Source organism: Paraburkholderia sp. SEWSISQ10-3 4 (genome assembly GCF_030464785.1).
GTDB lineage: Bacteria > Pseudomonadota > Gammaproteobacteria > Burkholderiales > Burkholderiaceae > Paraburkholderia > Paraburkholderia aspalathi.
In genome coordinates, this window is record NZ_JALPRI010000002.1 from 59699 (window position 1) to 73251 (window position 13553).

Below are 13553 nucleotides of genomic sequence, written 5' to 3' on the forward strand. Positions count from 1 at the left end.
AATTTCCAGCAATCGGCCGGTCTGCCCATTGGCGGCGCGAAAACAGATCGGCAGCCAGCGCGCGAACGCCACCGCGCGTGCCAGAAACAACGAGAAGCAACCAGAAGGAGCGATAGCGGCAACGCGAAGCGCTGAGGGTAAGATGCTACGACCAGCACCCCAGCCTCGGGAGATCTGCCATGCCACAGCACTTCGACGCAGTCGTGATCGGTACGGGACAAGGCGGGGCGCCGCTCGCTGTCCGTCTCGGTCAAAGCGGCCGCAAAACCGCGGTGATCGAACGCGGGGCTTTCGGCGGGACTTGCGTGAATGTCGGCTGCACACCCACCAAATCGTATGTAGCTAGCGCCCGCGCGGCCCACGTGGCGCGCCACGCCGCGGACCTGGGCGTGCAGGTGAGTGGGGCGGTCAGCGTCGATCTGGCAGCGGTCAAGGCGCGTAAGGACAAGATCATTGGCCAATCGCGCGATGGCGTCGAGAAATGGCTGCGCGGCGCGGATAACGTCACCGTCTTCACCGGCCACGCGCGCTTCACCGGCGCGCATACGCTTGCCATCAGCGGCCCGGACGGCTCGGTGCGCGACGAACTCAGCGCCGACGAAATCTTCATCAATACCGGTACGCGCGCCGTCGTGCCGCCGCTCAAAGGGCTTGAGCGCGTTCGCTACTACACCAACTCCAACCTGCTTGAACTGACGGAATTGCCGGACCATCTGACGATTGTCGGCGGCAGCTATATCGCGCTCGAATTTGCGCAGATTTTTCGCCGCTTCGGCAGCCGGGTGACGGTGCTGGTGCGCGGCGAGCGCGTGCTGACGCGCGAAGATGCCGACTTCGCCAACTCCGTGCAGAAGGTGCTGGCGCGTGAAGGGATCGAGTTTGTCTTCGGCGTGCAGCCTGCGCAGGTCGAACCGCATCCACATCACGAGAACGAGGTGTGCATCGGCTTTGAGCAGAACGTTCCCGCGCTCGAAGCGTCGCACCTGTTATTCGCCACCGGCCGTGAACCGAATACCGACGACCTCGGCCTCGACGTGGCCGGCATCGCGACGGACAGGCACGGCATGATTCCCGTCGACGGCCAGTTGCGCACCAACGTGCCGGGCATCTGGGCGATTGGTGACATCAACGGACGCGGCGCCTTTACCCACACTTCCTACGATGATTTTCAGATCGTCGCCGCCAATCTGCTCGACGGCGGCGCGCGCAGCGTCGATACGCGAATCATGACGTATGCGGTGTTCGTTGATCCGCCGCTCGCGCGCGTCGGGCTTTCGGAGACCGACGTGCGCAAAGCCGGCCGCGAGGCGCTGATCGCCACCATGCCGATGACGCGGGTGGGCCGCGCGCGCGAACGCGGCGAGACGGATGGTTTCATGAAGGTGCTGGTCGACCCGCAAAGCAAGCAGATTCTTGGCGCGGCGATCCATGGCATTGAAGGCGACGAAGCGCTGCACACGTTCATCGACATCATGACGGCCGGCGCGCCGTATCCGACCTTGCAGTACGCCATGCACATTCATCCGACCATCAGCGAACTCGTGCCGACCTTGCTCGATGGCCTCAAGCCGATGAAATGAGCGGCGCACCGGTGGTATTCCGGGAGCAAGCGCGCTCGGCGAAAACGTGCAGCGAACTCAGGTAGCGAGCATAGCCGGAGCACAAGCAATGAAACGCACGATCAGCAGCGGCAACCTCTTCGATCCCGGCGCGCCAGCCGGCGCTGACGAACAGGTCGACGCGCTTGTGGAAGAGGCCGGGGTGAGCATCGAACGGATCGTCTCGCGGGGGCACGCAAGCCCGCCGGACTTCTGGTACGACAGTCCGCGCGCCGAGTGGGTCGTGCTGCTGAGCGGCGCGGCGGCGCTGGAATTCGAAGGCGAGCCTGAACTGCATCCGATGAAACCCGGCGACCACGTGCTGATCGACGCACATTGCCGGCATCGAGTGGCATGGACCAGCGACACGGAGCCGAGCGTGTGGCTGGCGGTGTACTACCCTGGCGTTTGCCAGTGACCGATAGCTGAGATCACGTCGCCATAACGGGATTAAACTCGAACTGGCACGTATCCTGGAGCGAGATCATGAATGATGCTGACCCCAAAAGCACTTTTCGCGGTCTTCCGTTGACCCCGGAACAGGACGCGGAAGTCAGACACTACATAAAAAAGCAGAAGCAGCAGGGCGCGGCGTGGGACACGCCGGAACTGGCGTCCATGCTTCGCGACATGCTGGAACCGCCGGGCGACGACGACGCAGAATTCGATCCCGACTTCGACGAAACGAAAGCCGCGGCGGAACGTGCAGCGGCCTCGATCGACGAGGCGATGGATCCGATCGAGGCGAGCGAAGAGCGCAACGCCGCGATGGAAATCGAGGCCATGAAGGGCTTGAGACGCTGAGCCTGGATTGCAGGACGCATTGCATTGCAGAACCACTGACGAGCGGCGTTGATCGACCCGACGGGAGAAGGTCGCGAGTCCACCACGGATCAGGAAAACAACATGAGCATCAGCATCGTTCAGCTTGGGTCTCCGAGAGCGGCTGACGAGGGGCTGCGTATCGGCACCGTTCGGCGGCCGCCGCGCGGCGTACCCCGGGCCGAATTCGCCACCCGTGACTATTACGACGTGTGGCTGCCCAATCTCTCGCCTGACGCGGAGCTGGTCAAGGAAGCAAAGGCAGTGACGAGCGACCGCGACTGGGCCGCGTTCGCGAAGAAATTCCGCGCGGAGATGAATGGCGGCGATGCCAGCAAGGTGTTGGACCTGCTTGCCGCCTTGTCGAAAACGACCAACTTTTCCGTCGGCTGCTATTGCGAGGACGAAAACCGCTGCCATCGCAGCATTCTTCGTCAGTTGTTGGACGAGCGGGGCGCGCTGATCAGGTGAGGCGCGCATGCGCCGCCGGCCGCATTCGACAAGTCCGGTTGTCATCACCGATAATCGGCGGCGTAGCGACTACACAATCAGGAAACCGACCGATGGGCAAGGGACGCGTCGAAGCCTTCAGCGATGGCGTGATCGCCATCATCATCACGATCATGGTGCTCGAATTGAAGGTGCCGGACGGCTTCGATCTCGCCGCGCTGCGCCCCGTGATCCCCGTGTTCTGCGCCTACGTGCTGAGTTTTATCTACGTCGGCATCTACTGGAACAATCACCACCACCTGTTCCATACCGTGCAGAAGGTCAACGGCGCGGTGCTCTGGGCCAATCTTCATCTATTGTTCTGGCTGTCGTTGCTGCCGGCCGTCACGCATTGGGTCGGTGAAAACCATCTCGCCGCCTGGCCGACCGCGATGTACGGCGCCGTGCTGTTCATGTCGGCGATTGCGTATTTCATTCTGACTCGCGTGCTGATCCGCGAGCACGGTACGGAGTCGACGCTCGCGAAGGCGGTCGGCAACGATTTCAAGGGCAAGGTGTCGGTCGTCATCTATCTGGTGGGCATGGCGCTGGCATTTGTTCAGCCGTGGCTCTCGGCCGCGCTCTACACGCTGGCCGCGGCGTGGTGGCTCATTCCCGATCGCCGAATCGAACATCTGATGGAAGCGTAAGCATGTTGCTTGCGCTCAAACTCACGCTGGTGCCCGCGTTTCTCGCCGCGCTGACTGTGGCGGGGCGGGTGTGGGGACCGTCGGTGGCGGGATGGCTCGCGGGGCTGCCGGTGGTGTCCGGCCCGATCGTGTTGCTGCTCGCGCTGGAGCGTGGGCCGGCATTCGCAGCGCTGGCGTCGGCGGCATCGATTGCGGCGATCGCCGCCTCCGAGGCGTTCAATTTTGCGTATGCGTGGACGTGTCGGCGTTCAGCATGGCCGCTTGCGCTTGTGGCCGGCATGCTCGGATGGGTTGGCGTGGCGATGTTACTCACGCATTTGCCGGGTGGACTGATGTGGGCGGTGGCCGCGAGTTGCGTGGCTGTCGCCATTTCGCAAAGCGGCTTGCCGCGCGTCACCGGCCATGTGCCGGCGACGCGTCTCGGGCTCGGCGATCTTGCGCTGCGCATGCTCGCCGGCGCGGTGCTGACGTTGGCGGTGACGACGCTGTCCGCGTCGATGGGCGCGACGTGGAGCGGGCTGCTGTCGGTGTTTCCGTTGCTCGGCATCGTGCTCGCGGTGTCTGCCCAGCGCGCGCATGGCTCGGACTTCGTTGCGTTGTTGATGCGCGGCATGGTGATCGGCCGCGGCTCGTTCGCGGCGTTCTTCGCCGTGACCGCGACGATGTTGCCGCACTACGGTGTGTGGGTCAGTTTTGCGTGCGCGGCGGTGGTGTCGATGGTGGTGCAAGGGGCGACCAGGCGATTGCTTCGCGCAAAACGGCCGGCGCAGGTTGTGACGCGTGAGCTTGCTGAACAGCAGTCAGCGGATTGAGGCCGTTTGGCCGATACTGAGATCATGACTTCGCGCACCCAAAGCTTTCCGGCCACCCGAATCGGTTTGATCTCCGACACGCATAACCTCGTGCGTCCTGAAGCCCTGCAGTACCTCGCAGGGTGCGACGCGATCATCCACGCGGGCGATATCTGCAATCAGGCGGTGCTCGATGCGCTCGCGCAGATCGCGCCGGTCACCGCCGTGCGCGGCAATAACGATATCGACGACCCGGTTGCCTCGCTGCCGACGCACGTCAAGCTGACCGTCCAACAGGTGACGATCCTCGTCGTGCATGACATTGCCGATGTGGGCGACGATCCGCGCAGCGAAGGCATCGACGTGGTCGTGACGGGGCACTCTCATAAGCCAGCGATCAGCGAGCGTGACGGTGTGCTGTTCGTCAATCCAGGCAGCGCAGGGCCGAGACGTTTCAAGTTGCCGATTTCCGCCGGTATGCTGATCGTTGAAGGTACGCACGTCAGCGCAACGTTCGATTCTCTGGTGACATAAAAAAGCGGGCCGACAAATATTTGCCGGCCCGCTTTCGAACATGTTCACGCTTATAGCTGTGGAACGCAGCCGCTAGTTATAGCGCTCGCGGACGATACGCGTACAACTTCGGCGGCTAGTTACTGAGCAACCTAGGCACAAGCCAGGATCACGCACGCGCCGTAGCAGCAGACGCGTAACCTTCATCCATCTCCGCCGCCTCACGCTCGCCGCGCAGCACCGCATGCGCTTCGGCACGCGTCGCGACACACGGACCGGAGCCGAGCAAGGGCTTGCGGGCCGTTTCACGCAGCGCGAACACCGACACGATACCGATCAGCGACGCGCCCATCAGGTAGTACGCGGGCATCATCAGATTGCCGGTGCTGTCGACGAGCCATGCCGTCACGAGCGGCGTCGTCCCGCCGAACAGCGACACCGAAATGTTGAAGCCGATCGCGAGCGCGCCGTAGCGGATCTTGGTCGGGAACAGCGCCGGCAGCGCCGACGGCATCACACCGGTAAAGCACGACAGCAGCACGCCGAGAATCATCAGGCCGCCGAACACCGGCAGCACCGTGCCCATGCGAATCAGCAGCAGCGCGGGAATCGAGAGCACGAACAGACCCACGCAGCCGAACAGCATCACCGGCTTGCGGCCGATCGTGTCGGACAGGTGGCCGGCTGCGAGCGTCATCGGCATCATCAGCACCATCACGAGCAGCACGAGGAAGAGACCGTGCGTTTCGTTGAAGTGCAGCGTGGCCGACAGGTAGCTCGGCAGATACGAGAGCGCCATGTAATCGGTGACGTTGAAGATCAGCACGAGGCCGACGCACAGCAGAAGCGGCTTCCATTGCTGCATCAGCAGCTCGCGGAACGATTGCTTCGGGAGCGCCTTGTCTTCGGCTTCGCGTTGTTCGGCCTGCTTCTTGAACGCGGGCGTTTCTTCGAGCTTCATCCGGATGTAGAGACCCACCAGACCCAGCGGGCCCGCGATCAGGAACGGCACACGCCAGCCCCACGAGAGCAGCGCCTCGTTCGAGAGCGTCGCCGTTAGAACCGCGACCGTACCCGCGCCGAGCACATAGCCGATCAGCGTGCCGAATTCGAGGAAGCTGCCCATGAAGCCGCGGCGCTTGTCCGTCGAGAATTCGGCGATGAAGGTCGCGGCGCCGCCGTATTCACCCCCCGTCGAGAAGCCTTGCACGAGGCGCGCAACCAGCAACAACGCGGGAGCCAAAATGCCGATCGTCGCGTAGCTCGGAATCAGGCCGATCGCGAAGGTGCCGAGCGCCATCATGATCATGGTCATGGCCAGCACCCGCTGACGGCCGATGCGGTCGCCCAGCGGCCCGAACACCATGCCACCGACCGGCCGCACGAGGAACGCCGCGGCGAACGTGCCGAAAGTGGCGATCAACTGGGCGGACGGGCTCGACGACGGGAAGAACACTTTGCCGAGCGTGACAGCGATATAGCTGTACACCCCGAAATCGAACCATTCCATTGCGTTGCCGAGCGCCATGGCGCCGACGGCCCGCTTGAGGAGAGATTTGTCGACGACGGTGATGTCGTCGAGTGAGAGGCGTTGTTCTTCTTTGTGATGTCGCCAGAAGCCGTTGCTGGAAGCGGTCAAGGTGAAAACTCCAATGACTGCGACGAAACTCATGAAAACGCGCATGAACGTTCCGCCACGGGTGCTGGGGAAGTGCAGTTTCGCGAGCAGAGCGATGGCGTCTCTCTCGCCCGAAGGCGATAGAAGGGGGCGTGAAAAAAGAAAACAGAACGCCCGTGCCTCGCGAATCATTCGCGAAAAAACACTCGTCTAGATTGTGCTGACTGTTGCATCTGCGTGGCCGTGGAAGGGGGGCAGATGCATGAGGACGCTGGGGTGGCTGAAAGCTGGCCCATGCGCCGCTGAAAGGCTCGAAACGAAAAAGGCCGGTGCTGGATCGCCGCTCATAGTGCGAGCTCAAGCGGGGAAACGACCGACAAGCCTTCTTGTATAAAAACTATTCAATCCGGCCCTTGGTACGCACTGCATGCCAAGTGTGAACTGAATGTGAATGAAGGTAAATTGCTGTTGGAACGGTGCACATGATAGCACGATGACGGACGATCGTGCAAACCTGGGATTCGGCCGACAGCCCGGGGAGGGCGCTCAATCCCTTGCGTGGCGGGGGATTCGGCGGATTGTGGCGGTATGGAAAAGAGGCTTAAAAGTGGCCGGAAATGGTCCGGTTAGTGAATTTTTCCAAGGCTTGAAAGTGGCGAAATGCGCGACGAAATTCGCGGCCAGACAGGCGAAAAAAATCCGCGCTCGCGGCGCGGATTTTTTGTCAGGCTGGTCGCCAATTCTGGCTTGTAGCTCAGAAAAGCGCTTACTCGGCTGCCGGCGGCACGTAGCCCTGCGCCGTATCCGCGCCTTCGCCAAAGAAGAACTTTTCGGTCTGCTTCATCAGATACTGGCGTGCGCGCGGATCGGCCATGTTCAGGCGGTTTTCGTTGATCAGCATGGTTTGCTGCTTCAACCAGGCCTGCCAGGCTTCCTTCGAAATGCTTTCGTAGATCCGCTTGCCAAGTTCGCCCGGCAGCGGCGGGAAATCGAGGCCTTCGGCTTCCTTGCCGAGCTTCGCGCATTGAACCGTACGAGTCATGCTGTGCTTCTCCTATATCGATGTGGGGCGGGCAGTCGCTTTATATGGGGACGCTCAGAGCTGTTTCATCAGCACGAGCGACTTGCGCTGCCAGTTATAGAGTCGGCGGCGGTCTTCCGGCAGGTCGTCGACCGTGACCTTGACGAAGCCGCGCTTGAGGAACCAGTGTTCGGTACGCGTAGTGAGCACGAAAATCCGCGTGAGGCCGCGTGCCCGGGCGCGTTGTTCGATGCGTTTGAGCAGGCGCTCGCCGTCGCCGGTGCCTTGCGCTTCAGGCGCGACCGTGAGGCAGGCCATTTCGCCGATGCGCTCCTGCGGGTACGGATACAGCGCCGCACAGCCGAACAGCACGCCATCGTGCTCAATCACCGAGAAATGGTCGATGTCGCGTTCGATCTGGTGGCGGCCGCGCCGCACCAGCGTGCCGTCGGATTCGAGCGGCTCGATCAGCGAGAGAATGCCGCCGACGTCGTCCGGCGTGGCTTCGCGCAGGCTTTCGAGGTTCTCGTACGAGATCATCGTGCCCACGCCATCGTGCAGGAACAGTTCGAGCAGCAGGCTGCCGTCGAGCGCGTAGGGGATGATGTGTGCCCGCGCCACGCCGCCGCGGCAGGCGCGGATCGAATGTTTCAGATAGAAGCCCGCGTCGCCGGTGACCTCGCCGCTTTCATGCAGCTTGTAGGCGTCGTCGAGCGACAGTTCGCGAACCAGCACCGGTCCGTCTTCGCCGGTCTCCATCAGGCCCGGGGTCTCGGTCAGGAACACGATCTTGTCGGCGCGCAGGGCGATCGCCGCCGCCGAGGCGACGTCTTCCATCGACAGATTGAATGCCTCGCCGGTGGGCGAGAAGCCGAGCGGCGAGAGCAGCACCAGCTTGCGGCTCGCGAGCGAATGGCGGATCGAATCCGCGTCGATCTTGCGCACTACGCCCGTGTGGGCGAAATCGACGCCGTCCAGAATGCCGACCGGGCGCGCCGTCACGAAGTTGCCCGACACCACGCTGATGTGCGCGTGCGCCATCGGCGTGTTCGGCAAGCCCTGGCTGATCGCCGCCTCGATATCCAGCCGCACTTCGCCGGCCGCTTCTTTCGCGGACTCCAACGCGCGTGCATCGGTAATGCGCATGCCGTGCGAAAACTCGGATTCCACGCCGTGCAGGCTCATCTGCTCTTCGACCTGCGGTCGCGAGCCATGCACCAGCACGATCTGGATGCCCATGGCCTGCAGCAGCGCGATGTCGGACACGAGAGCATTCAGGAGCCCCTGATGCACCACCTCGCCGCCGAAACCGACGACGAACGTCTTGTTACGGAACGCATGGATGTAAGGGGCGACTGAGCGCATCCAGTCGACGAATTGCGCGTGCTGTGCGAGGTCTTCCGTTGCTCCGGCGGGGGCCGGAACGCTCGCGGGCGCGGGGACGAGGTCGGTTTGGGAATTCATGCCGGGGATTATAATGCGCCCCCATGTCGAATGTACCCAAAAGTCCCGCTACGGCGAACGAGAATGTGGCGCCGGCCGCCGATCAGGTGAAGCCGGGCGACGCGCGCCGCCGCGATGCGCAGGACGCTAACCGCAACACGCCACCCGCCGCGCGTGAGTCCCTGCGCTCCGCGGATGACGCGCGCGTGTCCGCCCAGAAAAATAATCCGCCGCGTGAGGCGCGCCGCGAGGCGGGCGCGCAGGCGTCGAAAGCTGCGCATGAAGGGCGGAAGCACACCCCACAGGGCGACGCTGCGCGCAGCCACCCGACTTCCGGCGACGTGGAGAAGCCCGCGCGCCGCGACGATGGACGCGCGCAGAACGCGCCTCGCGGCCAACGCGAGCAGCAGGGCGCTGAACGGCGCGCGCAGTCCGAAAACACGCGAGCTCCAAATCAGCCGAAGCGTGGCGACGGACGTGCCAGTCAGCAAAGCGGTGCGCCCGCGCAAAAATCGCCGCAAGCAGGCAATGCGCAAAACGGGCAGCCGCGTCGCGAGCCCCGTCCTCCGCGCGTTCAGCGCGTCGTCGAGCCGAATCCGATTCCGCCGATTACGTTTCCCGAAGCGCTGCCAGTGTCCGGCCGCCGCGAGGAAATCGCCCGGGCCATCGCACAGAATCAGGTCGTGATCGTCTGCGGTGAGACCGGTTCGGGTAAGACAACACAGCTACCGAAAATCTGCCTCGAACTCGGGCGCGGCCTCGGCGCTGGTGGCTCCGGTCTGATCGGCCACACGCAGCCGCGCCGGATTGCGGCGTCGGCAACGGGCCGCCGCATCGCCGAAGAACTCGGCACGCCGTTTGGCGAAGTGGTCGGCTACAAAGTGCGGTTTACCGACAATCTGTCGCCGGGCGCGTCGGTCAAGTTGATGACCGACGGTATTCTGCTCGCCGAAACGCAGACCGATCCGCTGCTCAACGCCTACGACACGCTGATCATCGACGAAGCGCACGAGCGCAGCCTGAACATCGATTTTCTGCTCGGCTATCTGAAGGAAATCCTCGTCAAGCGGCCCGATCTGAAGCTGATCGTGACGTCGGCGACGATCGACGCGGACCGCTTCGCGCGCCATTTCGGTAGTGACGACGAGCCCGCGCCGGTGATCGAAGTGAGCGGGCGTCTGTATCCGGTCGAGGTGCGCTATCGGCCGGTCGCAGAGGACAGCCCGGCGGTGAAGGCGGCGGAGGGTTCTTCTTCGTCGTCGCGTGAATCGCGTGACAGGCCGAAGACGCAGCGCGAAACGGATCGCGATCTGATGGAAGCGATCGTCGATGCGGTCGACGAACTGTGCCGCGAGGGTCCCGGCGACGTGCTGGTGTTCCTGCCCGGCGAGCGCGAGATTCGCGATGCCGCCGAAGCGCTGCGCAAGCATCATCCACCGCACACGGAAATTCTGCCGCTGTTCGCGCGTTTGTCCGCCGCCGAGCAGGAACGCGTGTTCCGCACGTCGAACGCGCGTCGCATCGTTCTGGCCACTAACGTCGCCGAAACTTCGCTGACAGTGCCCGGCATTCGCTATGTGGTCGATACGGGACTCGCGCGTGTGAAGCGCTACTCGTATCGCAACAAGGTCGAGCAACTGCAGGTCGAGTCGATCTCGCAGGCCGCCGCGAATCAGCGGGCAGGGCGTTGCGGCCGCGTCGCGGATGGCATCTGTATTCGTCTGTACGAGGAAAGCGACTATCAGGGCCGCGTGCGTTTCACCGACCCGGAGATTTTGCGTTCGTCGCTGGCGTCGGTGATTTTGCGGATGAAGTCGCTGCATCTGACGGCGATCGAAACCTTCCCGTTCATCGAACCGCCGCCGGGCCGCGCGATCGCCGACGGCTATCAACTGCTCAACGAATTGGGCGCCGTCGACGACGACAACCAGCTCACGCCGCTCGGCCGCGAACTCGCGCGCTTGCCGCTCGACCCGCGCGTCGGCCGGATGATTCTCGCCGCGCGCGATCAGCAGGCATTGAAGGAAGTGCTGATCATCGCCAGCGCCTTGTCTGTGCAGGACCCGCGTGACCGGCCGATCGAGGCGCAGGAGCAAGCTGATCAGGCGCATCGCAGGTTTGCCGACGAGCGTTCCGAGTTCCTGCAATGGCTGAAGATCTGGAACTGGTTCGAAGAAGCGATCGCGCACAAGAAGTCGAACCGGCAATTGCAGGACGAGTGCCGCAAGAACTTCCTGTCGCAACTGCGCCTGCGTGAATGGCGCGACGTGCACTCGCAATTGCTGACCGTGGTGCGCGAGCACGGCTGGCGGCTGAACGAGGCCGAAGCGACTTTCGAGCAGATTCACCTCGCGTTGCTGACCGGCCTGCTCGGCAACATCGGTCTGAAAGCCGACGACGAGCCGTATTTCCTCGGCGCGCGCAGCATCAAGTTCTATCTCTGGCCGGGCTCGGCGCTGGTGAAGAAGGCCGGTAAGTGGGTGATGGCCGCGGAACTGGTCGAGACGAGCCGTCTGTACGCACGCTGCATCGCGAAGATCGAGCCGGAATGGATCGAAAAGATCGGCGAGCATTTGCTGAAGAAATCGTTGTCCGAGCCGCATTGGGAAAAGCGGGCGGCGCAGGTGTCGGCGTTCGAGCGCGCGGTGCTGTACGGTCTGCCGATCTACCACCGGCGGCGCGTGAGCTTCGGCAAACAGGACCCGGCGCGGGCGCGTGAGCTATTCATTCGCGGCGCGTTGGTGGAAGGCGAATTCGATACGAAGCTCGCGTTCTTCGCGCACAACCGCAAGCTGCTCGCCGATATCGAGCAGCTCGAACACAAGTCGCGTCGCCAGGACGTGCTGGTCGACGACGAGCTGATTTTCGGCTTCTACGATCAGGCGCTGCCGAAAGGCATCTATACGGGCGCGTCGTTCGAGCGCTGGTATCGCGACGAGGTGAAGAAGAGCGGTCAGCCGGAAGATAAGCTGCGTCTGCTGTACCTGTCGCGCGACGATCTGATGCGGCACGAAGCTGCCGGCGTCACGACCGATCTGTTCCCGAAGCGGATGACGATGGCGGGCGTCGAGATGGCGCTTACCTATCACTTCGAGCCGGGTTCGCCGCGCGATGGCGTGACGCTCGCCGTGCCGCTGTATGCGCTCAATCAGGTCGATGCGCGGCGCTGCGAATGGCTTGTGCCCGGCATGCTGAAAGAGAAGACGCAACTTCTGCTGAAATCGTTACCGCAGAAGCTGCGGCGCCATTGCGTGCCGCTGCCTGAGTTCGCGGCGGGTTTCGTCGAACGGCATAGTGGTCCGCGCTTCGGCGCGGGCGGTTTGCTTGAGACGCTGATCGCCGATGTTCGCGAGCAGACTCAGGTCGCGATGAAGCAATCGGACTTCAAGCTCGAGACGCTGACGCCGCATCTGTTCATGAACTTCAAGGTCGTCGACGAGCACGGGCGGCAGCTTGCGATGGGCCGGAATATGTCGCAACTGCGTGCTGAACTTGGTGGCCAGGCGCAGCAGCATTTTCAGAAGATTGCGTCGGGTGCGGCTGGGGTGGCGTTGGCGGATGCCGGAGGCGGTGGCGGCGTGGCTGTTGGCGCGCAAGCGGGCGGAGCAGCCGGTGCGGTAAGTGGTGGGGCTTCGCGAGGCAAAGGCACTGCTGCGTCAAGTCCGCAAACTGCGTCGCAAGACGGCGCAGCGGGCACCGCGTTGTACGAAAAGCTGACGACGTGGAATTTTGGCAAGCTCCCCGAGTTGCTGGAAATTCGCCGTGGCGGGCAGACCTTGTTCGGTTATCCGGCGTTGGTGGATCGCGGCACGCACTGTGACGTCGAAGTGTTCGATTCACCCGACGAAGCCGCGCGCATTCATCGTGCAGGGCTGCGGCGTTTGTTCGCGTTGCAACTGAAAGAGCCGATCAAGTATCTGGAGAAAAATCTCCCGGGTTTGCGCGAAATGGCGATGCAGTTCATGCCGCGTGGCACGCAGGAGGAACTGCGCGATCAACTGATCGACACCGCGCTTGATCGCGCGTGTCTGCAAGACCCGCTGCCAGCCGATGACGTCAGTTTCCATACACGCCGCGACGAAGGCCGCAGCCGGTTGACTTTGTTGGCTCAGGAAATCGCCCGGCTCGTCGGCCAGATACTGACCGAGTACGCGACCGTGACGAAGAAACTGGTGCAGGCGAAGTCGTTCACGGCCGCGCATGCGGATATGCAGAACCAGCTGGATGGGCTGATCGGCAAGCGTTTTGTGGTCGATACGCCGTACGCGCAGTTGGCGCACTTTCCGCGCTATCTGAAAGGCATTGCGTTGCGCATCGACAAGCTGAAGGCGGACTCCGCGCGCGACGCACGGCAGTTCGCCGAATTCCATCCGCTGTTGCAGAACTACCAGCGTGCGCTTGCACAACGCGGCGGTGTGCTGGATCCGCGCCTGTCGGAATTCCGCTGGCTGCTCGAAGAATTGCGGATTTCGCTGTTCGCGCAGGAGTTGCGGACGCCGATGCCGGTGTCGGTGAAGCGTCTCTATAAGGTGTGGGAGTCGATGCAGCGTTGAGCGATGGCTGGGGCGGGACCGATGCGGCGCCTGGCGGCACAGGAAGTGGGGCGGC

At 63.2% G+C, this 13553-nt stretch carries 11 protein-coding genes; 8 read left to right on the forward strand and 3 right to left on the reverse strand.

Annotated features, from left to right (window positions below):
• Positions 1 to 179: 179 nt before the first annotated feature.
• From M0D68_RS06240 to M0D68_RS06270, 7 genes are all read left to right on the forward strand, one after another.
• A complete protein-coding gene (locus tag M0D68_RS06240; RefSeq protein WP_266224010.1) occupies positions 180 to 1580 on the forward strand; it encodes an FAD-containing oxidoreductase in 1401 nt (466 codons plus the stop codon).
• An 88-nt stretch (positions 1581 to 1668) separates the two neighbouring features.
• Positions 1669 to 2016: a cupin domain-containing protein gene (locus M0D68_RS06245; protein ID WP_266224011.1), complete on the forward strand. Its 348-nt coding sequence runs from the start codon at positions 1669 to 1671 to the stop codon at positions 2014 to 2016.
• A 68-nt stretch (positions 2017 to 2084) separates the two neighbouring features.
• Positions 2085 to 2402, forward strand: coding sequence for a hypothetical protein (locus M0D68_RS06250; protein WP_266210894.1), 318 nt, complete (start codon positions 2085 to 2087; stop codon positions 2400 to 2402).
• Between the two features lie 102 nt (positions 2403 to 2504).
• A complete protein-coding gene (locus M0D68_RS06255) occupies positions 2505 to 2891 on the forward strand; it encodes a DUF488 domain-containing protein (RefSeq protein WP_211701120.1) in 387 nt (128 codons plus the stop codon).
• A 92-nt stretch (positions 2892 to 2983) separates the two neighbouring features.
• Positions 2984 to 3559 (forward strand): TMEM175 family protein, encoded by a 576-nt coding sequence (locus M0D68_RS06260; RefSeq protein ID WP_093633585.1) that lies wholly within the window; start codon positions 2984 to 2986, stop codon positions 3557 to 3559.
• A gap of 2 nt (positions 3560 to 3561) precedes the next feature.
• Complete coding sequence (locus M0D68_RS06265; protein ID WP_266224012.1) at positions 3562 to 4371, forward strand: hypothetical protein; 810 nt, start codon at positions 3562 to 3564, stop codon at positions 4369 to 4371.
• A gap of 24 nt (positions 4372 to 4395) precedes the next feature.
• On the forward strand, positions 4396 to 4884 hold the full coding sequence (locus M0D68_RS06270) for a metallophosphoesterase family protein (RefSeq protein ID WP_266224013.1): 489 nt from the start codon (positions 4396 to 4398) through the stop codon (positions 4882 to 4884).
• Positions 4885 to 5032: 148 nt separating this feature from the next.
• On the opposite strand, the gene proP is transcribed toward M0D68_RS06270, so the two are convergent.
• The 3 genes from proP to argA all read right to left on the reverse strand — a co-directional run bounded on the left by proP (position 5033) and on the right by argA (position 8966).
• On the reverse strand, positions 5033 to 6535 hold the full coding sequence (proP, locus tag M0D68_RS06275) for a glycine betaine/L-proline transporter ProP (RefSeq protein ID WP_234487528.1): 1503 nt from the start codon (positions 6533 to 6535) through the stop codon (positions 5033 to 5035).
• 712 nt (positions 6536 to 7247) lie between these two features.
• Complete coding sequence (locus M0D68_RS06280; protein WP_054043359.1) at positions 7248 to 7523, reverse strand: oxidative damage protection protein; 276 nt, start codon at positions 7521 to 7523, stop codon at positions 7248 to 7250.
• 54 nt (positions 7524 to 7577) lie between these two features.
• On the reverse strand, positions 7578 to 8966 hold the full coding sequence (gene argA / locus M0D68_RS06285; RefSeq protein ID WP_054043361.1) for an amino-acid N-acetyltransferase: 1389 nt from the start codon (positions 8964 to 8966) through the stop codon (positions 7578 to 7580).
• Positions 8967 to 8989: 23 nt separating this feature from the next.
• Between argA and hrpA the strand changes: the two genes are divergently transcribed.
• A complete protein-coding gene (gene hrpA, locus M0D68_RS06290) occupies positions 8990 to 13498 on the forward strand; it encodes an ATP-dependent RNA helicase HrpA (protein ID WP_266224014.1) in 4509 nt (1502 codons plus the stop codon).
• The last annotated feature ends 55 nt before the right edge of the window (positions 13499 to 13553 follow it).